General features: G+C 71.7%; 20 protein-coding genes. 9 read left to right on the plus strand and 11 right to left on the minus strand.

Annotated features, from left to right (window positions below):
* Positions 1–16 precede the first annotated feature (16 nt).
* From GA0115233_RS01880 to GA0115233_RS01905, 6 genes are all read right to left on the minus strand, one after another.
* Positions 17–778 carry a class I SAM-dependent methyltransferase gene (locus GA0115233_RS01880; RefSeq protein ID WP_093718242.1) on the minus strand — a complete coding sequence of 254 codons (762 nt, stop codon included), beginning with the start codon at positions 776–778 and terminating at the stop codon, positions 17–19.
* Positions 775–2184: a condensation protein gene (locus GA0115233_RS01885; protein ID WP_093718243.1), complete on the minus strand. Its 1410-nt coding sequence runs from the start codon at positions 2182–2184 to the stop codon at positions 775–777. Before GA0115233_RS01885 ends, GA0115233_RS01880 begins: the two co-directional genes overlap by 4 nt.
* The gene (locus GA0115233_RS01890) at positions 2156–6304 is read right to left on the minus strand and encodes an alpha-(1->3)-arabinofuranosyltransferase domain-containing protein (RefSeq protein ID WP_093718244.1); all 4149 of its coding nucleotides are present in this window, start codon (positions 6302–6304) and stop codon (positions 2156–2158) included. Before GA0115233_RS01890 ends, GA0115233_RS01885 begins: the two co-directional genes overlap by 29 nt.
* Entirely contained in the window at positions 6301–7035 is a 735-nt protein-coding gene (locus GA0115233_RS01895) for a class I SAM-dependent methyltransferase (protein ID WP_093718245.1), read from the minus strand. The genes GA0115233_RS01890 and GA0115233_RS01895 overlap by 4 nt, the downstream gene beginning before the upstream one ends.
* Positions 7032–8186: a glycosyltransferase family 4 protein gene (locus GA0115233_RS01900; RefSeq protein ID WP_093718246.1), complete on the minus strand. Its 1155-nt coding sequence runs from the start codon at positions 8184–8186 to the stop codon at positions 7032–7034. The genes GA0115233_RS01895 and GA0115233_RS01900 overlap by 4 nt, the downstream gene beginning before the upstream one ends.
* Before the next feature lie 224 nt (positions 8187–8410).
* Positions 8411–9388 (minus strand): DUF3068 domain-containing protein, encoded by a 978-nt coding sequence (locus tag GA0115233_RS01905; protein WP_093718247.1) that lies wholly within the window; start codon positions 9386–9388, stop codon positions 8411–8413.
* Positions 9389–9651: 263 nt separating this feature from the next.
* Between GA0115233_RS01905 and GA0115233_RS40825 the strand changes: the two genes are divergently transcribed.
* Both GA0115233_RS40825 and GA0115233_RS01910 read left to right on the plus strand, forming a co-directional pair.
* Positions 9652–9804 (plus strand): hypothetical protein, encoded by a 153-nt coding sequence (locus GA0115233_RS40825; protein ID WP_176711603.1) that lies wholly within the window; start codon positions 9652–9654, stop codon positions 9802–9804.
* 3 nt (positions 9805–9807) lie between these two features.
* Positions 9808–11064 (plus strand): PucR family transcriptional regulator, encoded by a 1257-nt coding sequence (locus GA0115233_RS01910; protein WP_093718248.1) that lies wholly within the window; start codon positions 9808–9810, stop codon positions 11062–11064.
* Positions 11065–11106: 42 nt separating this feature from the next.
* On the opposite strand, the gene GA0115233_RS01915 is transcribed toward GA0115233_RS01910, so the two are convergent.
* Together GA0115233_RS01915 and GA0115233_RS01920 are read right to left on the minus strand one after the other, a co-directional pair.
* Positions 11107–11814 carry a hypothetical protein gene (locus tag GA0115233_RS01915; RefSeq protein ID WP_141689463.1) on the minus strand — a complete coding sequence of 236 codons (708 nt, stop codon included), beginning with the start codon at positions 11812–11814 and terminating at the stop codon, positions 11107–11109.
* Positions 11815–11909: 95 nt separating this feature from the next.
* A complete protein-coding gene (locus GA0115233_RS01920) occupies positions 11910–13286 on the minus strand; it encodes an esterase/lipase family protein (protein ID WP_093718250.1) in 1377 nt (458 codons plus the stop codon).
* A gap of 191 nt (positions 13287–13477) precedes the next feature.
* On the opposite strand from GA0115233_RS01920, the gene GA0115233_RS01925 reads away from it, so the two are divergent.
* Together GA0115233_RS01925 and GA0115233_RS01930 are read left to right on the plus strand one after the other, a co-directional pair.
* Positions 13478–14251: an IclR family transcriptional regulator gene (locus GA0115233_RS01925; protein ID WP_093718251.1), complete on the plus strand. Its 774-nt coding sequence runs from the start codon at positions 13478–13480 to the stop codon at positions 14249–14251.
* On the plus strand, positions 14251–15096 hold the full coding sequence (locus GA0115233_RS01930; RefSeq protein ID WP_093718252.1) for an SMP-30/gluconolactonase/LRE family protein: 846 nt from the start codon (positions 14251–14253) through the stop codon (positions 15094–15096). The genes GA0115233_RS01925 and GA0115233_RS01930 overlap by 1 nt, the downstream gene beginning before the upstream one ends.
* A gap of 205 nt (positions 15097–15301) precedes the next feature.
* On the opposite strand, the gene GA0115233_RS01935 is transcribed toward GA0115233_RS01930, so the two are convergent.
* The 3 genes from GA0115233_RS01935 to GA0115233_RS01945 form a co-directional block, all read right to left on the minus strand.
* The gene (locus GA0115233_RS01935; RefSeq protein ID WP_093718299.1) at positions 15302–16693 is read right to left on the minus strand and encodes an FAD-dependent oxidoreductase; all 1392 of its coding nucleotides are present in this window, start codon (positions 16691–16693) and stop codon (positions 15302–15304) included.
* Positions 16694–16783: 90 nt separating this feature from the next.
* Positions 16784–18007, minus strand: coding sequence for an MAB_1171c family putative transporter (locus tag GA0115233_RS01940; RefSeq protein WP_093718253.1), 1224 nt, complete (start codon positions 18005–18007; stop codon positions 16784–16786).
* A complete protein-coding gene (locus tag GA0115233_RS01945) occupies positions 18004–18615 on the minus strand; it encodes a toxin-antitoxin system, toxin component family protein (RefSeq protein ID WP_093718254.1) in 612 nt (203 codons plus the stop codon). Before GA0115233_RS01945 ends, GA0115233_RS01940 begins: the two co-directional genes overlap by 4 nt.
* Positions 18616–18862: 247 nt before the next feature.
* Between GA0115233_RS01945 and GA0115233_RS01950 the strand changes: the two genes are divergently transcribed.
* The 5 genes from GA0115233_RS01950 (at position 18863) to GA0115233_RS01970 (ending at position 24549) form a co-directional block, all read left to right on the plus strand.
* On the plus strand, positions 18863–20212 hold the full coding sequence (locus GA0115233_RS01950) for an extracellular solute-binding protein (RefSeq protein WP_093718255.1): 1350 nt from the start codon (positions 18863–18865) through the stop codon (positions 20210–20212).
* Positions 20209–21147, plus strand: a complete 939-nt coding sequence (locus tag GA0115233_RS01955) for a carbohydrate ABC transporter permease (protein WP_093718256.1) — start codon at positions 20209–20211, stop codon at positions 21145–21147. Before GA0115233_RS01950 ends, GA0115233_RS01955 begins: the two co-directional genes overlap by 4 nt.
* Positions 21144–22004 (plus strand): carbohydrate ABC transporter permease, encoded by an 861-nt coding sequence (locus GA0115233_RS01960; RefSeq protein ID WP_093718257.1) that lies wholly within the window; start codon positions 21144–21146, stop codon positions 22002–22004. The genes GA0115233_RS01955 and GA0115233_RS01960 overlap by 4 nt, the downstream gene beginning before the upstream one ends.
* A 41-nt stretch (positions 22005–22045) precedes the next feature.
* Positions 22046–22972 (plus strand): arabinan endo-1,5-alpha-L-arabinosidase, encoded by a 927-nt coding sequence (locus GA0115233_RS01965; RefSeq protein WP_093718300.1) that lies wholly within the window; start codon positions 22046–22048, stop codon positions 22970–22972.
* Between the two features lie 62 nt (positions 22973–23034).
* Positions 23035–24549 carry an arabinosylfuranosidase ArfA gene (locus GA0115233_RS01970; RefSeq protein WP_093718258.1) on the plus strand — a complete coding sequence of 505 codons (1515 nt, stop codon included), beginning with the start codon at positions 23035–23037 and terminating at the stop codon, positions 24547–24549.
* The last annotated feature ends 34 nt before the right edge of the window (positions 24550–24583 follow it).

Here is a 24583-nt window from a genome sequence, read left to right on the forward strand (position 1 = left end):
GGTCTGCGTCCTCTTCCTAGGTCTTGCGCGCGGGCGGCTTCTGGGCGTGCAGCAGGAGGATCGAGGCGAGCGAGGGTCTGGAGCAGGCCAGCCGGTCCAGCGGACGCAGCGGACGCGGTACGCCGTGGAAGGGGGCGCCCGCGAGGCGTACGACCTCGAAACCGGAGGCGGCGACGAACTCCTTCAGGGCGCGGGCGGTGTACAGGCGCAGGTGTCCCACGACCTCCTTGCCGGGGCGGCCGTGGATCGCGCGCAGGCTCACCTCGGAGAACACGGGCTGGACCCCGGCCAGCAGCAGGGCCCGGTTGTACCAGGCGGCCAGGTTCGGGGTGGACAGCATCAGATGGCCGCCGGGGCGCAGCACGCGGCGGATCTCGTCGAGCGCGGCGTCCGGGTCGACGAGGTGCTCGACCACCTCGCTGAACAGGACCGCGTCGGCCGACTCGTCCTTGAACGGCAGCCCCCCGCCGGTGAGTTCACCGCGGACGGGGGTGAGGGCGAGCGTGGCGCGGGCCCGGCGCAGGGCGTCCTGGGACCAGTCCACGCCGATGATGCGATGGCCCTTGAGGAGGGGGGCGGCGACCGCTGCCGCGCTGCCGTCGCCGCAGCCGATGTCCAGGATGGTGCGGGGTGTCTTCTCGGCGCCGGTGCCTATGGCTGCCGCGAGCATGCGGGCCTGGCGGAGGCTGCGCGGGGTGCCGGAGGCGACCGGGACGGCCGGGTCCTCGTAGAAGTCCCGCAGTTCCCTGGGCTTTTCCGGCGGGGCGCTGGTGGTCACTCCGGGGCCTCCGTGGTGTGCAGGTAGTGCTCGAACAGGTCCCGCAGATGGGCGCCGTCGCCGTGGCTGAGCAGCGTGCGCGACCAGCGCAGGGCCAGGTGCAGACGGCCCGTCGTGGAGGCCGTGGTCACCGTCAGCCCGCGGGGCATCCTGGCCGGGGCCGAGAACCACACCGCGTGCGCGCGGCCGGCCTCCTCGCCGAAGTCCAGGGGGTACGGGATACGGCCGATGTTGCTGAGGAGTGTGGTCGAGGTCCAGGGCGCCGCCGCCCTGCGCAGGCCGCGGGTGAGCGCGGCGCGCCAGGCCACGGGGGTGACCGGGGCGGTGAGAAGGGCGGCGCCCCTGCCCAGTTGGGGGCGGGGGAGGGACTTCAGGGCGCGGGTTCTCTCGGCCGTGCGGCGGAGGAGCGCGGGGAGGTCGTCGGTGCGCAACTCCTCTGGGGTGAAGGGGACTTCGACGAGTCTTGTGCCGTTGCCGATGGGCATGCCGCGGTCCCTGGGGCGGTCGTCGACCGGCATCGTGATGCGCAGGGGGCGGGGTGGTTCGCCGTGCTCGCGGTTCCAGTGCGTGAGGGTGAGCGCGGTGGCGATCATGAGCTGGTCGTTGACCGTGTACGGGGAGCCCTTGGGGCGGTGGGGGAGGGGGAGTTCGGTGACGAGCATGCCGTTGCCGGGGCTCGGTTCGGGGGTGCCCTGGGCCACGCGGGCGGGGCGGGACCAGTTGGAGGGGGTGTCGGGGGCGGGGGGTGGTGCGTCGGGCTGTCGGACGGGGGGTGCGGTGGGGGAGTTGTCGCGGCCGCCGTACAACTCGGCGGCGGTGGCGAGGACTCGGAGGCACGCCGGGCCGTCCAGTGCCGTGTGGTTGATGGTGAGGAACAGGACGGTGTTGTGGTGGGCGGGTGGGTCCGCCTGCCCGCGCTCGCGGGGTGCCGCTTCCTTGGTCGCGGGGGCCGCCCCAGCGGCACGACTGCCCGCAGCTGGGTGGGCGGTGGCTTCGCTGCCTTCCGCCGGGCCCGCGTCCATCACCACCTCCAGGCGGACCGGGGGTGAGGCCGACAGGGGAGGTGCCGTCGTCAGGGCGCGGGTGCGGGCGTCTCGTAGGGCGTCCGGGCCCGGGGGCGGGAAGGTGACCACCTCTACGTCCGGGGACTCGGTCAGTTCCCATTCGTAGCGGCGGCGGTACCAGGCCCCCGGGGCCTCGCGCATCAGGATGCGGGGGTGGTGGCGCAGGGCCTCGATGAACGCCTCGCGGAGGCGGGGCGGGTCCACCGGGCCCGGGAGGTGGACCTCGATGTGGACCGTTTCCGGTTCCTCCTCCTGGAGGCAGTGGCGGGCTATCTCGTCCACCACCGGGAAGGGGACGCGGGGCGGCCCGGGGTTAGTCCTTGGCCGGTGCAGGGTCGTCATCGCCGTCACCCCCGTCCGCTGCCGCCGCCGGTTCCCCCACGCTCACCAGTGCCGCGAACAGGCCGATCAGCGCCAGCAGTTGGGCCGTGTGCCCGAACGCGCCCGTCGCCTCCCGTACCGGCTCTCCGGCGCCGAACGCCGCCACGATCCCGGCCGCCGCCAGCGCCAACAACGCCACCGGTACCAGGAGTTCGTGCCGGCGCCGGGCCAGCAGCGCGAACGCCGGGACCAACAGCGCGAACCAGCCCGCGACCACCGCGGCGACCAGCGTCAGCGCCACCGTGCCCAGCCACAGCCCCGGCGCCGGCGGCACCGGCTGCGGCTCGTCCGGGTTGGGTTCGCGGCGCCGCCACAGGGCCAGGCCCGCCACGGCCGCGAGGGCCACCCCGCTGCCGATCAGCCCGGCGTCGTACGTCACCGCGGGCTCGTAGGAGAGCTTGATCGTGCCGCCCTCCCCGGCCGGGATCCGCCAGCCCTGCTGCCAGCCGTCGAGACGTACCGGCGTCAGCTTCTCGCCGTTGAGTTCGGCGCGCCAGCCGTCGTTGAAGTTCTCGTAGGTCGTCAGGTACGAGGCAGCGCCCGAGCCCACGGTCAGCTCGCGGCGGTCGCCCAGCCAGTCCCGTACGCCCAGCTCACGGCCGGAGGACGGGGACCCGGCGAGCGAACCGCGGGTCAGCTTCACCGCCGTCACCACCAGCGGGCCCGCGTCACCGGCCTCCACGCTGTGCTTGCCGGAGGAGAGTTCGAGGCCGCTCTCCGGGCACAGGGTCAGGTCCACCGGGCGGCGTTCCATCAGGTCCCGGACGGTCCCCTGGACGCTGGTCTCGTACAGCTCGCCGTCCACCGCCAGCGCCGGGCCCTTGCCGCAGGGCAGGGAGAAGGACCGGTCGTCCTCCGGCTTCGGGGTGCGGTAGCTGTCCAGCGCCGGGATGTAGGCCTCCGTCAGGCCCACCGGGAGCTGCATGTCCTCGTCGGCGAAGGGGTTGTACAGGGTCAGCGGCGCCGTCTCGGTGATGGTGATGTCGAGGCGGTCCGTGGTGATCGGCGGGAAGCGGACGTTGCCGTTCTCGTCGACGCCCGCGACGGCCGCGCCGTCCGGGGAGCTGATGTGCACCTCGGAGGGGCGGCTGGACAGACCGCCGGCCGACGGGAGCACGATCTCGTCCATCGGCTGCTTGCCCTCCCAGCCGAGGTGGATGGTGGGCTTGTCGCCCGCGATCCACGCCGTGGTCAGGTCGCCGTCGGTGAGGTTGCGGGCCGAGAGCCCCGCGCCGAGGCGGGCGGTGGAGTCCGCGGTGGCCACGATCCGGCTCTCCTGCTCCGGCGCCACCTCGTACAGCATCCGGTCCAGCGCCTCACCCGGCACCGCCACCGCGCTCGCCTCGATCTCGTACGTGCCCGCCGTCGCCGTGGTGAAGCGGCGGTGCAGCCCCGCCTCGGTGCCCGTCGAGGACAGGCCCGTCGGGTCGGCCGGGCGGGACAGGGAGATCAGCTCGGTGTCGGCGGAGGACTTTTCGGCGTCCGTGGGCAGCCGCAGCAGCCGGGTGACCTGCACGTCCGGCAGGGCGATCTCGGCGAATCCCGCCCCGGTCAGCCCGGCGCGCCGCTCCACCGACTCCACGATCGTCAGCTTCATCCAGCCGGTCTCACCGGTCGGTGCCTTGATACTTTGCGTACGGCCGTTGGGCTCCAGCCAACTGGTCCTGCTGCCCCGCTCGGTCTCCACCCGCACCCGCGTCGGCGCTGACCGCACGCCCTCCTGGGGCAGCGGGGTCACCTTGAAGGAGCCGGGCATGTCGTACTTCCCGGTGAACTCGATCCGCAGCCACTCGCCGTTGGAAGAGCCCAGCGAGCCCTCCGTCCAGGCGGTGTCCAGGTTGCCGTCGAAGGCGTTCACCGGGTCGTACTGCGGCAGGTGGAACAGCCAGTTGCCGTAGGAGGACGCCGACACCGAGCGGGCGCCGCGCAGTTCGGCGACCGTCTGATGGTCCTGGCCGGTGGTCGGCAGGATCTGGTGCGGCTTCTCGCCCGCGTCCTGCGTGGCGTCCGCCGCGTTGCGCTCGTCGCGCGTGTACGTGTACGAGGTGTTGGCGTTGACCAGGCCGAACCGGGTGTCCGCGCGCCGCAGTCCGTCGCCGACCACCTGGACCGGCGGGGAGCCGAGCCCCGGGTGGTTGTCGCCGGTCAGCACGCTCGCCCGGCCGCGCAGCTCACCGGCGACCGGCAGCAGCGCCTCGGGTCCGCCGGAGACCACGGCGGTGTCGGCGACCGCGCTCACCCCGGCCTGCCCCGGCCGCGGCACGTCCTGCGGCGGCTGGTAGATCTCCACCGCGCGCTGCCTCGGGTACAGGCCCTCCACCTGGAGCGGGGTGCCGGGGGCGATCGTGCCGCCGGTCATGACCGGGCCGTAGCCCTTCACCCGCTCGTAGCCGGACTGTTCGAGCGTCCGCTTGACCATGGTCGTCGGCACCTGGCCGATCTGGTCGGGGTCGAGGTCGTTGCGGACGACGATGTAGTAGATGCCCGCCCGGCTCAAGTAGTCGGCCAGGCCCGGGACTTCGGCGCCGCTGGTGAGCGCCTGCTGGACGGCGTCCATGGCGCGCCGGTTGCCGGCGGTGCCGAAGGGCACGTAGTCGCGCTGCGCCCAGCGGGAGTCGGCGGTCACGTCCAGCGGCTGGTCGATGGTGGAGCCCCAGGTGTAGATGCCGTGCGCGGTCGCCGGGACGACCAGGACCCGGGCGTCCGGGGAGTACTCCTCCATCCAGTCGGCGGTGGCCTTCCAGTAGGCGGGGATCTCCTTGAACGAACCCGGGTTCAGGATCGAGCCGTTGAGGTACGGCCACATCAGACCGGGCAGTACCAGCACGGCCGTGATCAGCGGCAGGAATCGGCGGCCCGGCATGTGGCGGGCGCCGCGCGAGCGGGCGGCCACCGCGACCAGGTGGGCCAGGCCCAGGACCAGGGCGAGGGCGAGGCCGGTCTGGAACTTGTAGATGTTGCGGAACGGGGCGAGCGCGCCGTCCAGCCAGTCCTGCACCACCCCGTGGAAGGGCGCGCCGAACGCGCCGTCGTAGCCGGAGAGCAGGATCAGCGCCATCGTCAGCACGGTCAGCACCAGCCAGCGCCGCTCGGGCATGTCCCGGCGGGCCAGACCCGCGAGACCGAGGCCCGCCGCGAGCGCCGAGCAGACGACCACGACCGCCGAGGAGGCGACCGCCCATCCGGCGGGCAGCCAGGCGTCACCGAAGTGCAGATAGGCCACCCAGTTCCCGGCCCCGCGCAGCGCCTCCGTGGCGGCCATGGTCTCGGTGGTGGTCTGTGAACTCTCCACGTAGGGAAGGAAGTTCTCGCCGTAGAAGCCGAGCAGGAGGAGCGGGAGCCACCACCACGCGGTCGCCAGGACGACGCCGGGCACCCACCAGGTGATCAGCTTGCGGCGCCGGGGGCCCGGTGGGCGGGAGAGCAGGTACAGGCCGACCGGGAGCAGCGAGGCGAGGGTGGAGGCCGCGTTGACGCCGCCCATGAACGGGATGACCAGCGCCGAGCGCAGGGCGGCGACCCGGGCGCTGTAGCGCTCGTCGACCAGCGGCAGCAGCACCCAGGGCAGGACCGCGCCGGGCAGCGCGGCGGCGGAGGTGGAGCCGACGACGGTGGTGAAGACCGGCCACAGCGCGTACATCACACCGGCCAGCAGCCGGGTGGCGTTGCTGCCCACGCGCAGCCGCTCGGCCAGGCGCAGGGCGCCCCAGAAGGCGACGGACACGATCAGCGACAGCCACAGCCGCTCCGCCAGCCACACCGGCAGCCGGATCAGATCGGCCAGCCAGTAGAACGGCAGCATGGGCCAGAGGTATCCGGCGTACTGGTCGGAGATACCGCCGAAGGAGCCCTGGTCCTGCCAGAGTTGGCCGAGGTCGGAGAGGAACCGTCCCGGGTCGACGGTCACCCCGAGCTTGGTGTCGAAGGTCTGCCTGCCCGGCTGCACGGCGAGCAGCAGCACGAACACCACGGCCCAGAACCCCAGCAACCAGCGCCGCGACCGGGGGCCCTCGGGCGGGCCCGCCATGGTCGCGGTGGTTGGGACGGCTGCTGGAGGAGGAGCCTGGACCGTGCTCGTCATGGGGGACACCGCCGGAGTATGAGGAGGAGATTCCAGGTGGCTATCTCGCGGACGCCGGGCGCCTTGACGACCGCCTCCGCGAGGAAGGGCCAGTAGCGGGAGCGCGCCGAGACGACCCTGACGTCGTCCCGGGCGCGGACCTGCCGCAGCGTCGGCCCGATGTGCACGGCGAAGAGGTTCTCGCCGAGGGTGTGCTTGGCCGGTTTCCCGGTCCGGCGCCGGTAGCGGGCGCGGGCCCGCTCGGCGCCCAGGTAGTGCCACGGGGCCCACTCGTGCCCGCCCCACGGCGACAGCCAGTTGGTGAACGACACATAGATCAGCCCGCCGGGCCGGGTCACCCGGACCAGTTCGCTGAGGAAGGTCTGCGGGTCGGCCACGTGCTCCAGCACATTGGAGGAGAACGTCACATCGGCGACACCGTCGTACAGGGGGAGCAGATACCCGTCGGCGACCACACTTCCGTCGGGTGGCTTCTGTCCCAGCTCCCCGAGGTCCGGTTCGAACAGGTAGGCCTGCGCGCCGCGGCGCCGGAACTCCTCGGTGAAGTACCCCTTGCCCCCGCCGACGTCGACGACCGTGCGTCCGCGCACCGGGCCGTCGTAGCGCTCGACCTGGTCGACCGCGTCCCGGGCGAGCAGCGCGTAGCAGCTCTCCGGGTCCTCCTGCTCGCGCATGAAGGCGCGGAAGAGGGTCACGGAGCGTCTGAGGGAGGGGTCCTTCACCGGGCTCATGGCGTCCAGCTCCGCACGGCCTCGGCGGCAACCGCCCGGAACTGCCTGACCGTTCGGTCCCAGCGGAATCCGGCCGCGTGGTCCCGGGCCGCCTTGCCCATCAGCTCCCGGCGGCGGCCGGACAGGGCGAGCGTGCACCAGGCGGCGGCGAAGGAGGACTCGCCCGAGGCGAGCACCCCGGTCTCCCCGTCGATCACCGAGTCCCGCAGGCCCGGTACGTCGAAGGCGATGGCCGGGGTCTCCCGGGCCGCCGCCTCCGTCACCACCAGGCCCCACCCCTCCACGGCAGAGGGATGCAGCAGCAGCCAGGCCGCGCACAACAGCCGGTGCTTCTCGGCCTCGGTGACATGACCGGTGAACTCCACGCCGGGACCGGCGAGTTGCTCCAGCCGGCGGCGTTCGGGGCCGTCGCCGACGATCACCAGCCGGCCGCCGGTGACCGGCCGCACCCGCTCCCACAGCCGCAGCAGCAGGTCGATGCGCTTGTACTCGACGAGCCGTCCGACCGCCAGGAACAGCGGCTCGGGGGAGCGGTCCGCCCGCGGACCCGGTTCCTCCACACCGTTGTGGACGACCCTGATCCGCTCCCGTTCGACGCCGAGCGCGCGCAGCGCGTGGGCGGTGGACGGGGAGACGGCGACCAGCAGACCGCGCTGCTGGGCTCCGGTCAGCGCCCAGTGCTCCAGTCTTCGGCCGAGCCGGGCGGCGGGCGCCAGCGGTCCGCCGAACCGCATCCGCCACAGGTCGGTGTGGACGTGGTTGACCAGGCACAGCGTGGGGCCGCGGTGCCACAGGGGCGCCAGGTACGGCATTCCGTTGCAGACCTCGACCAGCAGGTCGGTCTCGCCGACCTGGCGGGCGAAGGCGGACCGGGCGCGCAGGTAGTGGCCGTAGGCGCCGCCCGCGGACACGACCCGGTAGTCGCGGTAGGCCGCGGGCCCGCCGCACAGCAGGGTGACCTGGTGGCCGAGCCGGGTCAGTCCGTCGGCGAGCCGGTCGACGAGCAGTTCGGAGCCTCCGGCGGCCCGGTTTCCCAGGTCGCGATGGGCGAGGAAAACGATTCGGCGCGGCTGTGGGGGGAGCGCCGGAGGGTGAGGGTGCTGCGGCACCGTGGGGACCGGGGCGCGCAGTGACGGCACGTGCTGGGGCATCGGTGCTCCAACATGTCTCGGGGTGCGGAACTCAGCGTGGGGGAACAGCGAGCCGACTGTTACGGCTGTGGCGTGTGAGGTCTGTCCGTGGGGGAACCAGGGGCTTTCTGGGTGCGGACTGTGGACGGGTTGTGCTCGGGTGGGGTGGACAGTTTTCGCCCCGCCGTTCGCCACGGCTACTCACGGACGTGACAATTTCGGGCTTTATTAGAGCTGACGTAATGTCACATCGTGACGGCAGATCCGGAGGATTCCGACGAATCGGGATGCCGCCTCCCTCGTACCACCAAAACGATCCCGGCCAGAGCCAGGACGAACCCGGTCACAGCCGCCCCAATGGGCAACGTCTGTCCCACCAGTCGCAGCCGTCCGCTGTCCTCCTCGGCGCGCTCCACCGCTTCCTTCTGCGTTGCGGTGGTGAACGCGATCTTCCGGCTGTCCAGCAGTACCGCCTCGTCCTTCGTGCCGCCCGGCGCCCGCAGCGTGCGGCGCGGACCGGTCTGTGCGTACAGCACCCGGCCCGTGGCCTGGTCGACCACCAGCTCGATGCCGTGGTTGGCGTACCACTCCTCGGCCAGCACCTGCGGCCGGTCCGGCAGGTTCACCAGCCGCCCCGGGACCAGCCGGGTCCCGGTCTTGGCGGCCGGCACCGAGGCCGTGAACCGGTAGCCGGTGTAGCCCTGGATCTTCTTCTCCCCCTGGTAACGCATGGTGACGACGCCGCCGAGGGTGTTGTCCCACCAGCGGTAATCCCGCTTCTGCACATCGAAGGGGAACTTCAGATACGCCTCGCCCTCGATGTACGGCTTCTCCTCGCAGCAGTGCACGGGCCGGGTGGTCTCCCGGTCCAGCACCCAGCGGTGCGGCTGGTAGTCCAGCGCGTCGTGCGGGTCGGCGGCGGGCAGCGACTCGTCGGTGTCCACCGTCGTGATCACGTCCCAGACGGCGTTCCCGCTCTTCTCGCTCTCCGCGACGTTCCCGCGCACCCGCTGGGTGACGGTGATGGTCTTGTCCGGCACGGTGGCGACCTTCTCCAGGTCGAAGACCGAACCGGTGCCCTTGTAGACGGCGGTGGTGTCGATGTCGATCGGGTTCACGGCGGCCCGCGGCTCGACGTACCAGGCGAGCATCGGCGCCAGCACCAGCAGAAACGTGCCGAGACCCAGCATGATCAGCGAAAACGGTGAGGCAGTACGGCGCATTCCGGGCACTCCAGGGGCTCGGGACGACGCGACGTGGGGGGTGACCGCGCCGAGGGGAAAGGTGCGCGTGCGAGAGGCGTGCCACAGGGTGGTGCGGCACGGCTCGGCGCACGGCACCCGTATGGGCCGGGAACCGTAGGCGCCTCTTGACGTGGTGTCAATGTCATGTTGACACTGGGGGCCGGACAGACAGGGACGGAAAGCCCGGGTGGGGCGACCGAAACAGCGGTTGTACCGAGGTGTACAGAGAGGCTGACCCCGCGATGTCCAGACTGCTCGCCGCCACGCTGACCGTCGTGCTGGCCGCCGCCCTCGCGGTCGGCGCCGCACTGGGCGTGGTCGCCCTGCTGGAGGCCACCCCAGACCAGCCGAACAACCCCTTGATCACCTACGAGCAAGCCGGTCAGGGGAGTTGACCCGTGCCCCCCGCCGCCCGCACCGACGCAGGCTCGGCCCTCTCGACCCGTTCGGCCTGGCACGACGTGCCCCGCTTCCAGGTGCGCCGGTTCGCCGAGATCGCGATGGCCGAGGCACCGGAGCTCGCCGAGCAGATCATGACCGAGATCCGCCGCGAGTACCCCCACCTGCCCGTCGTCCTCGACGAATCCGGCGAACCCATGGCCCTGATCGGCATCCGCCGCGCGATCGAGGTGTTCGTGCAGCACCTGGAGACCGCGGAGGGCCGCCCCACGGTGCCGCCCGGGGTGTTCCAGGAGTTCGGCCGCGGCGAGGGCCTCAACGGCCGCAGCCTCGACTCGCTCCAGGCGATCTACCGTATGGGCGTGCGGCTGGCCTGGCGCCGCTTCGCCGACATCGGCCAGCGCGTGGAGATCCCGCCCCCGGCGATGTACGAGCTGGTGGACGCGGGCTACGAGTACCTCGACGGCCTGGTCGACCAGTCCGTACGCGGCTACGCCGAGGCCGCCGCCCGCCAGGCCGGCGAACGCCTGCGCCTCCAGCGCCGCCTGATGGAACTCCTGCTCGCCGAGCACCACCGCGGCGACCCCGCCGAGGCACTCACCGAACGCGCGGCCCGCATCGGCTGGGCACTGCCGAAGAAGGTCGCGGTGGGAGTCCTCCTGCGCCCGGCCCGGGAAGCGGTGGCCCCCGCGGTGGGCCAGGGCGTCCTGTTGGACCTCGAATACGAACAGCCCCGCATGGTCGTCCCCGAACCGGAGGCCGCGGGCCGCTCCGACCTCCTCCACCGCGCCCTGACCGGCTGGTCCGGCGCGATCGGCCCCCCGGTCGAACTCGCCGACGCGGCGAAGTCACTGCGCTGGGCGGAGGCGGCGGTGGCCCTGATGCAGCGCGGCCTGCTCCCCTCGGGCGAGGTGCTGTACTGCACGGAACACACGGAGGCCCTGGTTCTCCTGCAACCCGAGGAACTGATCGACGACTTGGCCCTGCGCTGCCTGGCCCCCCTGGCGCACTGCGGCCCCACCCACGGCCGCCGCCTCGCCGAGACGCTCCTGGCCTGGCTGGAGACCAGGGGCGGCGCCCCCGAGGTGGCGGCCCGCCTGGGCGTCCACCCCCAGACGGTCCGCTACCGCCTGCGCCAGATCCGCGAACTGTGGGGCGACGAGATAGACGACCCGGACCGCCGCTTCGAACTCGAACTGGTGCTGAGGGCACAGCGGTTGAAGGGCCAGTTAGAGGACTCGCGCCGGGAGCAGTAGCCACGCCTGCTCTGCCTGCCCTGCCTGCTTTCCCTGCGTTGCCTACTGGGGCAGCGGCCAGACGGTCACCTTGAAGCGAACTGTTCCCTCCCCTTCCACGGGAGCGCTGAGCACCCGCAGGAAGGCGGTACGGCCCTCACCGGTCTGCACACAGAAGCGGGTCCCCGGTGTCAGGTCGACCTCGTCGAGCTTGTTCTTCTCGATCTGCGTACGGCACTCGGCCTCGGTGGGATCGGCGGTACCGGCGGGCAGCAGTGCGACGGTGCCCTCGGCGTCCACGGGTTCGATCGCGGTGGCGTCGAGGGCGAGGTCGGTGCCGTCGGTGATCTGGTCGAACGCCTGGAGCTGCGCGGAGTCCAGCTCCAGGTACTGACCATTGCCGTAGTCGCCCCGGGCGGACCAGTCGGCGGGCCCGAAGGCGGGCGCGAGGGGCTCGGCCTCCTCGGTACTACCACTACCACTACCACTACCGCTACCGCTACCGCTGTCGCTGTCGCTGTCGCCGGCACCCTCCTGCCCCGGCGCACCGGTCGAAGCCGTCGGAGTCCTCGCGGTGTTGCGGGCCTCCGAATCGTCGTCGGAGTCACGGTCGTTGACGGTGAGCAGGGTCACCGCGATACCGATCACCGGAATGACGATGCCGACCACCCACCAGGCCCAGGCGGGCTGGCCACCGGAGGGAGGAGGAGTGGGCGGGGTCGACGGTGGCGGGGGCACGGTCCGGTGGTCCGGGTCGCCGTAGGTACTCAACTGATGTCCCTGTGGCCGATCTTCGAATGACGAGCGCACACATTACTGACGTTGTGTGGACGGTTTGTGGGGGTTTGGTATCAGTCCCACACAAGTCAGCCCCACACAAGGATGTCGGTACCGACGCCGGCGACCGGCGACCCCGGCCCGGTGCCCTCGGCTCCGACGCCGTACGCCCCGGCCTTCAGCCCCTCGAACACCACCTCCGTCGGCTCTGCCCCGGCGACGACGACCCGGGCCTCTTCGAGGTGGCCTCCCTCATCGGTGACCGTGAGCCGGACGGCGCGCGGGATGCCGGAGGCGGCGGCGAGCCGTACGGTCAACGGCTCCCCGGGGCCGATGACTTCGGGCACGTCGAGCCGCAGATGGGTGGCGAGTGCCGGTGCGCGGACGACGAGGTCGGGCGTGGTGAGGACGCTTTCGAGTTCGTCGAGGGCGGCCTTGTTGCGCTGGAGGTTGCCGTGCTGGTCCGGGACGCGGCGAAGGGTGTTGCTGTTCATGGGCACATCGGCACGGCAGGCGGCGACGAGGGGGACGGTGCCGTCGCCGTAGAGGTCCTGCCCGCTGTAGTCGGTGCGGAGGGTGAGCCTGCGGTTGTGCAGGCGGGCGGTGGTGGGGGTGTTCTGCTTGGTGCCGACGATGGCGTGGGTGGTGGTGAGGGAGCGGGCGCGGCGTGCCTCGGCGGCCCGGAGATCGGTGTGGAAGAGCATGGCGTCGAGGGCCATGCCGCTGTCCAACTCCGGTACGCCGCCCTCCACTTCGACGGTTTTGGCGAGTCCTCCGGGATGCGAGCTGCTCTCGATGCACGCGTACTCGGGGAGGAGCTGGTGGAGGGAGGGGAGGGTGCGGGCGAAGACGGTGAGGTCGAAGGAGAGCGGGCCGAGGCGCTGGTGGGCCCCGTTGACGAGCTGGTCCAGCGCCTTGGCCGCGCCGCGGTAGGGGGTGCCGAGGGTGATGAGCTTGCGGGTGTGGTCGGCACCGCCGCACTTCTCGATGTACCAGCGGGCGACGAGACCGCCCATGGAGTGGCAGACGAAGGTGAGCCGGGCGTCGGCGTTGCGGGGGTGGGCGGCCCGCCAGCGCTCCAGTGCGGGCTGGACGATGGTGCGCAGCCGGTTTGCGTTGTAGCGGTTGGAGAGGCGCCAGTCGTAGGGGACGGGGAGGAGATTTCCCTTGGTCTCGGTGTGGCCGAGGGTACGGAGCCGGTCGAGGAGCCTGTCGTAGCCCTTGACCGGGGTCCAGACGCCGGGGATCAGATGCAGGTCGTCCATGAGCGCCACGGGTTCGACTCCGTCACCCGGGTGCTCGTCACCGATGCCCTGGGGGAGGCGCAGGGCGTTCACGTTCCGGCCGAACGACTTGATGGCGCTCACGAGGGCCCCGGCGGTGGGGGACCAGACCAAGGTGCCGTCCTCGGTACGGAGGGTGCTGCCGGTGATACCGGGGAGGACGACTACGAGGTCATTGGTCATGGGCGGCGTCCGGGGCTGGAGGCGCGCTGTCGGCGGGCATGGTGCCGCGCAGGGCTCTGAGGCATCAGGGCGACAGTGTTTCAGGTGGGCGGGCCCATTGCCGGGGTAAACGGAACTTGAGTAGCCTGTGTTCGTTATCCCGATCGGCTGTTGAAATTTCGAACACCCAGAACAAAGGGAGGGGGCCGGACGTGGGACGCCTCGTACCTGCCGTGACCCGGGCTCTCGACATCCTTGAGCTCTTCCTCGACGGGGACGGCACGCTCTCCGCCCCCGACATCGTGCGCAAGCTACAGCTCCCGCGCACCACCGTCCACGAACTGGTCACCACGCTGGCCGCCCGGAACTACATCGTCCCGGTGCAGGGGCAGCCGGGCCGCTACCGGCTGGGGGTGCGGCCCTACCAGCTCGGCAGCCGGTACGCCGAGCAGCTCGACCTCGCCGCCGAAGGCCAGCAGGTGGCCCGCTCCGTCGCCGAGACCTGCGACGAGACCGTGCACGTGGCGATCCTGGAGGGCACCGACGTCATCTACATCGCCAAGGTCGACTCCACGCACGCCGTCCGTATGGTCTCCGCGGCCGGTCGCCGGCTGCCCGCGCACTGCACCTCCGTCGGCAAGATGCTGCTGGCCGCGCTGCCGGAGCAGGAGCTGGCCTCCCGGATCCCGGACGGGACCGAGCTGGTCGCCATGACCCCCAACAGCATCACCGACCCGGCCGTCCTGCGCGAGGCCCTGTCCGAGATCCGGGAGCGCGGCATCGCCGTGGAGAGCCGGGAGTCCAACCCGGACGTCTCCTGCGTGGCCGCCCCGGTGCGCGACCGCACCGGCCGGGTCGTCGCCGCGCTCTCCATCTCCGTGCCCATGATCCGCTGGAGCGAGGAGCGCCGCGCCGAGCTGGAGCAGCTCGCCGCCAAGGGCGCCGCCGAACTCTCCGAGCGGCTCGGCCACCGGAGCGCGGCCTGATGACGACGTACGAAGTGGCGGTACGGGCCGAGGCGACCCTCGGGGAGGGGCCGACCTGGGACGCGGTCGGCGGGCGGCTGCTGTGGATCGACATCCTCGGGGGCCGGGTCCACACCTATGACCCGGCCTCGGGGCGGCGCACGGTCCGTACCACGGAGCAGCACGTCGGCGCCGTGAAGCCGCGCGTCGGCGGCGGGCTCGTGCTGAATCTGCGGGACGGGGTGGGGCTGCTCGATCCCGACGGTTCCTTCCGCTGGCTGCACCGCGAGGTCGTCCCGGGGCGGCGGGCCAATGACGCCGCCGTGGCGCCCGACGGGGCCCTGTGGGCGGGGACCATGCGCTACGACGAGGCCCCGGGCGGCGGCACGCTGTCCCGGATCGGCGGCGACGGGTCCGTGGAGGTCGTCCTCGACGACGTGGCGGTGAGCAACGGCACCGGGTGGAGCCCGGACGGCCGTCTCATGTACTACATCGACTCGCCCACCCGGCGCGTCGACGTCTTCGACCACGCCGACGGGCGGATCACCAACCGGCGGCCCCTCGCCGGGATCGAGGACGGGGCCGGGTTCCCGGACGGGCTCACCGTCGACGCCGACGGCTGTGTGTGGGTGGCGCTGTGGGACGGCGGGGCCGTACGTCGGTACACCCCGGACGGCAGGCTCGACCGGGAGATCGTGCTGCCCACCCCGCGGATCACGGCCTGCGCCTTCGGCGGCGCCGACCTGACCGACCTGTACATCACCACCGCCCGGGTCGGCCTGGACGCCCCGCACCCGGTGGCCGGGTCGCTCCTGGTGGTCCCCGGCGCGGGCAAGGGGCTCGCCCAGCCCGCCTTCGCGGGGTGAGCCCGGCCGGGGGGCTGCTGCGTCTGCAGCCCTGCCTGTCTTCGCGGGTGAGCCTGGCGGGGGCCGCCGCTTCTGAACCCCCGCCCGTCTTCCGAGCTGCTGCTCCTGAAGCCGCGCCCGTCATCGCGGGCTGGGCCGCGCCGCTCGGCGGGAACCGCTGCTCCTGAAGCCCGTCCGCCTTCGCAGGCAGAGCCCGGCGGGGCCGTTACTGAAGCCCCGCCCGTTTCATCTCGTCGCCGGTCAACGGCGGTCCGCTCAGCGCCGGTTTGAGCGGACCGACCGCCGCCGCCAGCAGCATGCTGGGCGTCAGCAGGACCTGCGCGCCCTTCTCCAGGGACATCACATCGGTCAGCGCCCGCGCCACCCGGCCGTTGCCCGTCGCGGTGTAGGTCAGCCGGTCGACGTACGCGGCCACCAGCCGTTCCGCCCGGGTGGGCCCGCTCTCCGTCGCCCCCGGATAGAACACGTCCACGCCGACCGCCAGGTCCCAGGCCGCCCGCGCCGGGCGGGCCACCGCCTTTTGCAGGCGCCGGGACAGACCGGCCGTGCCCCAGCCGTGCCCCTCGACGGTGTCGCGCAGGGCCACCGCGGCCCGCGCGGCCACCGACATGCCGTGCCCGTAAATCGGGTTGAACGCGGCGAGCGCGTCGCCGAGCACGACGAAGTTCTCCGGCCAGGCCGACAACTGCTCGTAGAAATGGCGCCGGTTGGCCGTCGTACGGGTGAAGGCCACGTCGGTCAGCGGTTCGGCGCGGTCGATCAGGTCGGCCAGCACCGGGTGGCGCAGACCGCGGGCGTACGCGTCGAACCCGGCCGGGTCGGCGGACGGTTCGGCGCCGCGGGTGCCGAACAGGGTGACCAGCCAGCGGCCGTCCTCGATCGGCAGCAGCACCCCGCCCACGCCGGGGCCGCCGGTGCGCGGCTCGGGCTGGATGTTGACCACCGGGAAGCCGTCCCGGGCCGCCTCGGGCGCCCGGTAGACGCGGCTCGCGTACGCCACGCCCGAGTCGACCTCGCGTGTCTTCGGTCCGGGCAGGCCGAGTTCGGTCAGCCATCGCGGGGTGCGCGAGGCGCGGCCGGTGGCGTCCACGACGAGGCCGGCCCCGAGGGTGCGGCGGGTGTCGTCGGGGCCGCGCAACCGGACGCCGGTGACCGCGGTGGCGGTGCCCTCCAGGCCGAGCACCTCGGTGCGTTCGGCCAGTTCGATCCGCCCGTCGGCGAGGACCTGCTCCCGTACCGTCGCGTCCAGCAGGTCCCGGCTGCACAGCAGCATGAAGTGGGACTCCGGCCAGCGGCGGTACCAGCCGCGCGGGGACAGGCCCACCATGTCCGTGGTGATCGGCAGCCGGTGCGCGCCCGCCTCCCGCAGCCGGGCGGTGACCCCCGGCAGCAGCTCCTCCATGGCCCGCGCGCCGCCGGACCACAGCTGGTGCACATGGCGGGCCTGCGGCAGGCACCTGCGCGGCTCGGGGCCCGCGGGCAGGACGTCGCGCTCGACCAGCGTGACCCGGACGCCGAGCGAGGCCAGGGCGCGGGCGGCGAGCATCCCGGCTACGGACCCGCCGAGCACGACGGCGGTGGCACTGCGATCAGTCATGTACGGCTTGCTCCTGAAGGTCACCATGGACGGCCTGTTCGCGCCAATCGGCGTGAATCACGCATCCCCTGCACGAACTACAGCACGGAACTACGGTGACGTCGATGCCACCGACTTCGGCTCCGGCACCCCGCCGCGCACCGCGGCCAGCAGTTCCGGGCGGCGCAGTGCCCGGGACACCGCGCCGATCTCGCGGAGCAGTTCGGTGGTGTCCGCCTCGCCCGTGCCCTCGCTGTCCGGGGCCCGCCGCTTGGCCTCCACGGCGTCCTGGATGGCCACCGCTGCGGCCAGCGCCCGTGCCCGGTCGGGGTTGAAGCCGAGCGAGACCGCCCGTTCGTAGGCGCCGCGCCGGGTGCTTTCGTCGATGTGGCGGGAGAGCGGCAGCAGCACGTCGCGGATGAACGTCTCCCGCCGGATCAGGCGCAGTTCGGGCGTGGCGCGCAGCACGAAGGGGAGCCGGTTGCCGCTGACGGTGCGCATCAGCAGGTACAGGGGCCGCAGTTCGCGGTGGGCGAGCCGGACCCGCAGCCGGTCGTGCAGGAACTGTCCGGCATGCGGGAGGATGAAGCCGACCGCGATCAGGATGGCGGAGACCGCGGCGACCGGCGGCGCCAGGTCGGTGGAGAGCCAGTCCAGGTTGTGGCCGGTCCAACGGGCCACCACGGCGGTGATCTTGGCGCAGTCGAAGCCGAGGTTCACCACATAGCCCGCGCCCAGCAGCTTCAGCCCCCAGCGCAGCCAGGCGTCGAGGCCGTCGGTGCGCACCCAGTTCCAGATCAGCCGGGACGTGATCAGCGCGGCCACGGTGTGCGCGAGGAGGTAGAGGACGATCTCCTCGCGCATGAACGGGGTGGTGGCGTAGTAGGTGTCCAGGTCCCGCAGGCGCTCCTCGGGCGCGTCGGCGAGGGCGAACAGCACCCACAGGGCGACGATCACCCCGGAGTAGCAGGAGATCAGCCAGCGCATCGCGCGCCGGGTGGCGGCGCTGCGGTCGGACAGGCCGTTGCGCCAGGCGATGATCAGCAGCAGACAGGAGCCGCAGAACGCGGTGAGCAGCGAATAGCACCAGGGCGCCGAGATGTTGGGCACTCCGGTGAGGCGGTTGACCCGGGCGATGGTGGAGGGCGTGACGAAGACGAACACCGCGCAGGCGAGCAGCAGCAGTCCGCCGACGGCGCGCAGCAGGGGGTCGCGCCAGAGCCGGATGATGGTGGGCAGCTTGATCGCGAGCGCGGCGGCGAGCACCGCGGTGGGGATCCAGAAGGAGATGTAGAACTCGCTGAGCAGCGCGGAGGGGTCCATCGCGTACGTCATCGCCGGTGTCCTTCCCGGCCGCGGTAGCCGAGGGACCGCTGGAGCGGGTCGAGCGGGGCGGGCGGTTCTGCGGGGCCGGTCAGATAGTGCCGGAAGGTCGCCGCGAGGCGGTGCCCGAAGTCGTCGGCGTCGGCCTCGTCGCGCTCCCGGGAGCCGTTGCGGGCGGCGATGCCGAGGGCGGCGTCGTGCCAGTCGGGGCGCTCGGCGAGGGCGTCCACGGCGGCCGCTCCGGCCAGATGGGGGTGCCGGTGCCCGGCGTGCAGATGCCACAACTCATGGCCCAGGATGACCAGTTGCTGCATGGCCTCGGCCCGCTCCTCCACGATGACCAGGTCGAAGTCCTGGAACTCCACGCACAGCCCGGTCACTTCGATCTCGTCGGGGAACCGTTCGAAGCGCAGTTTCACGGGGCGTCCACCGCGGCGGACGCTCATCTGCGCGCACAAGTCGGCGCACAGCTCGCGCACATCGGCCGGGCGCCGGCCGCTCGCCCGCAGCGCGGAGTCCAGTTCGGCCGTCAGTGCGCGCATCGTGGGGCCGCCGCGCGGGCGCCGTCGCAGCGCCGCCGCGATCCGGGCCGCCCTGCTGCGCGCGCCCGCGATATCCATCCAACCCCCTTGGTGTCACCGCCGTCCCGGTGCCGTACGGCAGCCCGTTCGAGACTACGCGGACCGCGCTGCCCGCGTCATGCGCCCGTCGGCCGTTGTTCAAGCCGGGACGACCTCGGGCGGGCCGCGCAAGCCGGAGAGCGTCTGTGAAATCCCGCGTGACCCATTGACGCGAAAGCGCTTCCACCCTACGGTCCCGTTCGAAGTTACGGGCAGCATTCGGAATATCGAACAGTAAGGGCAGGGTATGGGACAACCTGGCCTGAATCGCAGGCAACTCCTCGCCACCCTCGGCGGGTTGACGGTCGCCGGCAGTTTCGGGTTCGCGGCCCTCGGCACGGGAGCCGACGCACTCGCCTCCGGAGCCGACACCCGGGTGCGCTACTGGAACCTCTTCAGCGGCGGCGACGGGTACAACATGATCGCCATGCTGGACGCCTTCCGCGCGGAGAACCCCGGCACGGACGTGAAGGACTCCACCCTCCAGTGGGGCAACCCCTTCTACACCAAGCTCGCCATGGCCGCCGCGGGCAACCGCGCCCCCGACCTCGGCGTGATGCACATGGGCCGGGTCACCGGCTTCTCACCCGGCCGCCTCCTCGACCCCTGGGACGTCGACCTGCTCGCCGAGTACGGCGTGAGGGAGGCCGACTTCAACCCCGCGCTGTGGCGGCGCGGCGTCATCGACGGCGAGCTGTACGCCCTGCCGCTCGACATCCACGTCCAGCTCTGCTTCTACCGCAGGGACGTGCTCAAGCCGACGGGCCTGATCGGCGACGACGGAAAGCTCGTGCCCGTCACCTCCACCGCCGAGTGGTTCGACGTGCTGAAGGAGGCCAGGAAGGCCACCAAGAAGGGCCTGCAGACCATCGGGCTGTGGACCAACGACCAGAACTTCCAGTGGTGGTTCTTCGTCGCCTTCTACACCCAGCTCGGCGGCACCTGGTTCGACGACACCAACACCGAGGTCACCTTCGACACCGACAAGGCCACCCAGGTCCTTCAGTTCCTGCGGCAGCACGTCACCGACGGCTACACCATCCCCGGCGCCCCGACCGGCGAGCAGTTCGTCAACGGCGCCCCCTTCACCTGGGAGGGCAACTGGTCGGTGCCGGTGTTCTCCGGCGCGAAGCTCGACTACGGCGCCACCCCGCTGCCCCCCGTCTTCGGCCGGCAGGCCACCCACGCCGAGTCGCACGCCTTCGTCCTGCCCCACCAGGCCGGCCGCGGCGGCGCCGCCAACGACGGCGCCCACCGGCTCGCCGCCTACATCGTCCGCAACGCCCAGGCGTGGGCCGCGGGCGGCCACATCCCGGCGTACACCCCGACCCTGTCCAGCCCCGGCTACCGGAAGCTTCAGCCGCAGAACGAGTACGTGTCCGCCATGGACCACCAGGCCACCGAGCCGAAGGTGTGGTTCGCGGGCTCCACCGGCGTGCTCGCCCAGGACCTCGGCCCCATCGTGGTCTCCTCCACGATGGGCTCGGCCGAGCCGGACGCCGTCGCCCGGCGCATGAAGTCCCGGCTCGGCACCCTCCTCGCCGCGAAGAACCCGATGGACGGCAGGACCGCCGCGCAGGGAGGTGCGGCCGCATGACCACCAGCGCCCAGACCGTCGCCGTACCGGCCCGCGCCAGGACCGCCACGGCCACCGCGACCGTCCGCCGCAAACAGGGCTTCCAGCACGGCGGTTGGTTCGTCGCCCCGTTCCTCGCGCTGTTCGCCCTGTTCGTGATCTGGCCCCTGCTGCGCGGTGTCTACCTCAGCTTCACCGACGCCAACATCTCCGGGGACGGCGCGAGCTTCATCGGCCTCGACAACTACCGCGAGGCGTTCCAGGACGAGATGATGTGGGACGCGCTCGGCCACAGCGCCTACTTCACGCTCCTTGTCGTCCCCTGCATCACCGTCCTCGCCTTCCTGCTGGCGATGCTCGCCCACCACATCGAGCACGGCAAATGGCTGTGGCGGCTGTGCTTCTTCGCCCCCTTCCTGCTGCCCTCCACGGTCGCCGCCAACATGTGGCAGTGGCTGTTCACCCAGGGCATCGGCCTGTTCAACCACACCCTGGGCATCGACACCCCGTGGCTGACGGACAAGTCGTACGCCATGCTCGCCATCGTCATCCAGACCCTGTGGTGGACCGTCGGCTTCAGCTTCCTGCTCTACCTCGCCGCCCTCCAGGGCATCCCCGCCCACCTGTACGAGGCGGCCAAGCTGGACGGCGCCAACGCCTGGCACCGCACCGTCCACATCACCCTGCCGCTGCTGCGCAACATCACCGGCCTGGTGATCGCGCTGCAGATCCTCGCCTCGCTGCAACTCTTCGACCAGGCCGTGGTGATGATGGACTTCGGCCCCGGACCGGAGCTCAGCACCCGCTCCTTCGTCCAGTACACCCTCGAACAGGGCTTCACCAGCTACCGCGTGGGCTACGCCTCCGCGATGTCCATCATCTTCTTCGTGCTCATCGCCGTCGTCGCGCTGGCGCGGATGTGGCTGCTGCGCACCCGTGAGGAGGGCACCCGATGAGCGTCATCAGCAGCACCCGGACCCGCCCGAGGTCCCGCTGGACCCCCGGCCAGATCGTCCTCACCCTGATCGGCACCGCGGTCTCCGCGGTCTTCGTGGCGCCCATCGCCGCCGCCCTGTTCACCTCGTTCAAGTCCGAGGCGGAGGCCGCCGAGATCCCGCCGCACTGGCTGCCGGAGGCCTGGACGGGCCAGGCGTGGAAGGCCCTGCTCGACACCGGCAACATCACCAACTGGTTCGTGAACTCCCTGGTGGTCTCGGTCTGCGTCACCACGATCGTGCTGGTCGTCAGCGCGCTCGCCGGATACGGCTTCGCCCGCACCGAGTTCCGCGGCAAGCACCTCCTGCTCGGGGTCGTCATGGCGGGCCTGATGATCTCCCCGGCCGTGCTCGGCGTACCGCTGTTCACCACGGTGCAGCAGCTCGGGATGGTCGACACCTACTGGGGCATGATCCTGCCGCAGTGCGCGCCCGCCGCGATGGTCTACATCCTCTACAAGTTCTTCCAGGGCATCCCGCGCGAACTGGAGGAGGCCGCGTTCATCGACGGCGCGGGCCGCTGGCGGGTCTTCTTCACCATCGTGGTCCCGCTCGCCCGGCCCTCGCTCGCCGCGGTCGGCATCTTCACCTTCATCGCCAGCTGGAACAACTTCCTGTGGCCGTACATGGTGACCAACAACCCCGACCTGATGACCATGCCGAACGGCATCGCGACCGTCATGAACTCCTACGGCATCCAGTGGGCCCAGCTCATGGCCGGCGGCCTGATGGCGGGCCTGCCCCTCATCGTCGTCTTCGTCTTCTTCCAGCGGCAGATCGTGGCGGGCGTCGCCCACACGGGATTGGCGGGACAGTGACCCTGCGCACCACCCTCACCGCCGCGGCGACCGCGGCCCTGATGACGCTCCTGCCCAACACCGCGCAGGCGGCGCCGACTTACCCCGACCCACGCCCCATTACCGGCCAGCAGATCATCCACGACCCCACCGTCATCCGCCTCAAGTCCGGCCAGTACGTGGCCTACTCGACCGGCGGAGTGATCGGCGCCCGCCTCTCGAAGGACGGCAGGCACTGGACCGACGCGGGCAACGCGTTCGCCGAGCCGCCGGGCTGGTGGTACGAGTACAACGACACCGGCGACCCGTGGGCCCCGGACATCTCCTACCGGGCGGGCCGCTACTGGCTCTACTACGCGGTCTCCAGCTGGGGCAGCAACCACTCCGCGATCGGCGTGGCCACCTCCCGCTCCGGACTGCCCGGCACCTGGACCGACCACGGCAAGGTCTTCACCTCCGGGACCACCGACTCCTGGAACGCCATCGACCCCGCCCTGATCAGGGCGGACGGCAGGCTGTGGATGTCCTTCGGCTCGTACTGGACGGGCATCCGCATGGTCGAGCTCGACCCGAGGACCGGCAAGGCGCTCACCGACACCCCGGTCCACCACCTGGCCACCCGCCCGGACACCCCGTACGCCGTGGAGGGCCCGTACATCGTCCGGCACGGCCGCCACTACTACCTCTTCGCCTCCTACGACGCCTGCTGCGCCGGAGTGAACTCCACCTACAAGATCAAGGTGGGCCGCGCCAAGGACATCAAGGGCCCGTACCTCGACAGCACCGGCAAGCCGATGCTTGAGGGCGGCGGCGACCTCCTCCTGGAGGGCCACGGCCGCTTCATCGGCACCGGCGGCCAGTCCGTCTTCCAGGACAAGGGCGAGGACTGGCTGGCGTACCACTACTACGACGCGGAGGACGGGGGCACACCGAAGCTGGGGATCAACAAGCTGCACTGGTCCAAGGACGGCTGGCCCGAAGTCCGTTAGGGGCGCGGGGCACCGCGCGCCCGACCCCCACACACCCGACCCACCCCCTTCGAAAGGCGACCATGCGCACCGCCCGTTTCACCCTCGACCCCGCCTTCACCGTCGGCGAAGTCAACCCCCGTCTGTTCGGCAGCTTCGTGGAACACCTCGGCCGCTGCGTCTACACCGGCATCTTCGAACCCGGCCACCCCGCCGCGGACGCCGACGGCATCCGCCAGGACGTCCTCGACCTCGTCCGCGAACTCGGCGTCACCGCCATCCGCTACCCCGGCGGCAACTTCGTCTCCGGCTACAAGTGGGAGGACTCCGTCGGCCCCGCCGAGGACCGCCCCCGCCGCCTGGACCTCGCCTGGCACTCCACGGAGACCAACCGCTTCGGCCTCTCCGAGTACATCGCCTTCCTGCGCAGGATCGGCCCACAGGCGGAACCGATGATGGCGGTGAACCTGGGCACGCGCGGCGTCGCCGAGGCACTGGAACTGCAGGAGTACGCCAACCACCCCTCCGGCACCGAACTCTCCGACCGCCGCCGCGCCCACGGCGACAAGGACCCCTACGGCATCCGCCTGTGGTGCCTGGGCAACGAGATGGACGGCCCCTGGCAGACCGGCCACAAGACGGCCGAGGAGTACGGCCGGATCGCCGCCGAGACGGCACGTGCCATGCGCCAGCAGGACCCTTCCGTCGAACTCGTGGCGTGCGGCAGTTCCGGCCAGTCGATGGAGACCTTCGCCGAGTGGGAGGCGACGGTCCTGAAAGAGACGTACGACCTCGTCGACTACATCTCCCTGCACGCCTACTACGAGCCCGTCGACGGGGACCTCGACTCCTTCCTCGCCTCCGCCGTCGACATGGAGTCCTTCATCGAGAACGTGGTCGCCACCTGCGACCACATCGGCGCCCGGCTGAAGTCGAAGAAGCGGATCAACCTCTCCTTCGACGAGTGGAACGTCTGGTACATGACCCGCTGGCAGGAGCAGGCGACGACCTTCGAGCAGGACGACTGGCCCGAGGCGCCGCGCCTGCTGGAGGACAACTACTCCGTCACGGACGCCGTCGTCTTCGGCTCGCTGCTGATCGCCCTGCTGCGCCACGCCGACCGCGTCACCGTGGCCTGCCTCGCCCAGCTCGTCAACGTCATCGCGCCGATCATGACCGAGCCCGGCGGCCCGGCCTGGCGGCAGACCACGTTCTTCCCGTTCGCCCAGGCCTCGCGGTACGGGCGCGGCCGGGTCCTCGACGTACGGGTGGACTCGCCCACGTACGAGACGAGCAAGTACGGCGAGACGGACCTGCTGCACGCCACCGCCGTACGCGCCGAGGACGGCACGGTCACGGTGTTCGCGGTGAACCGCGACCGCACGCGGCCACTCCCGCTCGACGTCGCGCTGAACGGCCTGGACCTGACGCGGATCGTCGAGCACAGCGTGCTCGCCGACGCCGACCCCGACGCCCGCAACACCCTCGACGAACCCGAGCGGGTCGCCCCGCACCCGGGGGAGGGGGCACGGCTGGCGGACGGGCGGCTGACCGCCGTACTGGAGCCGCTGTCCTGGAACATGATCCGGCTCGGGTGACACCCGGCACCCGCCGCGGCGCCACAGCGGCGAC

It is taken from the genome of Streptomyces sp. DI166 (assembly GCF_900091315.1).
GTDB lineage: Bacteria > Actinomycetota > Actinomycetes > Streptomycetales > Streptomycetaceae > Streptomyces > Streptomyces fuscus.

Coding starts and splice junctions, on each gene's coding strand:
- GA0115233_RS01885 (WP_093718243.1), bottom strand. CDS start 2,184: ATGACGACCCTGCACCGGCCAAGGACTAACCCCGGGCCGCCCCGCGTC.
- GA0115233_RS01890 (WP_093718244.1), bottom strand. CDS start 6,304: ATGACGAGCACGGTCCAGGCTCCTCCTCCAGCAGCCGTCCCAACCACC.
- GA0115233_RS01895 (WP_093718245.1), bottom strand. CDS start 7,035: ATGAGCCCGGTGAAGGACCCCTCCCTCAGACGCTCCGTGACCCTCTTC.
- GA0115233_RS01900 (WP_093718246.1), bottom strand. CDS start 8,186: ATGCCCCAGCACGTGCCGTCACTGCGCGCCCCGGTCCCCACGGTGCCG.
- GA0115233_RS01905 (WP_093718247.1), bottom strand. CDS start 9,388: ATGCGCCGTACTGCCTCACCGTTTTCGCTGATCATGCTGGGTCTCGGC.
- GA0115233_RS40825 (WP_176711603.1), top strand. CDS start 9,652: ATGTCCAGACTGCTCGCCGCCACGCTGACCGTCGTGCTGGCCGCCGCC.
- GA0115233_RS01920 (WP_093718250.1), bottom strand. CDS start 13,286: ATGACCAATGACCTCGTAGTCGTCCTCCCCGGTATCACCGGCAGCACC.
- GA0115233_RS01930 (WP_093718252.1), top strand. CDS start 14,251: ATGACGACGTACGAAGTGGCGGTACGGGCCGAGGCGACCCTCGGGGAG.
- GA0115233_RS01935 (WP_093718299.1), bottom strand. CDS start 16,693: ATGACTGATCGCAGTGCCACCGCCGTCGTGCTCGGCGGGTCCGTAGCC.
- GA0115233_RS01940 (WP_093718253.1), bottom strand. CDS start 18,007: ATGACGTACGCGATGGACCCCTCCGCGCTGCTCAGCGAGTTCTACATC.
- GA0115233_RS01945 (WP_093718254.1), bottom strand. CDS start 18,615: ATGGATATCGCGGGCGCGCGCAGCAGGGCGGCCCGGATCGCGGCGGCG.
- GA0115233_RS01950 (WP_093718255.1), top strand. CDS start 18,863: ATGGGACAACCTGGCCTGAATCGCAGGCAACTCCTCGCCACCCTCGGC.
- GA0115233_RS01955 (WP_093718256.1), top strand. CDS start 20,209: ATGACCACCAGCGCCCAGACCGTCGCCGTACCGGCCCGCGCCAGGACC.
- GA0115233_RS01960 (WP_093718257.1), top strand. CDS start 21,144: ATGAGCGTCATCAGCAGCACCCGGACCCGCCCGAGGTCCCGCTGGACC.
- GA0115233_RS01965 (WP_093718300.1), top strand. CDS start 22,046: ATGACGCTCCTGCCCAACACCGCGCAGGCGGCGCCGACTTACCCCGAC.
- GA0115233_RS01970 (WP_093718258.1), top strand. CDS start 23,035: ATGCGCACCGCCCGTTTCACCCTCGACCCCGCCTTCACCGTCGGCGAA.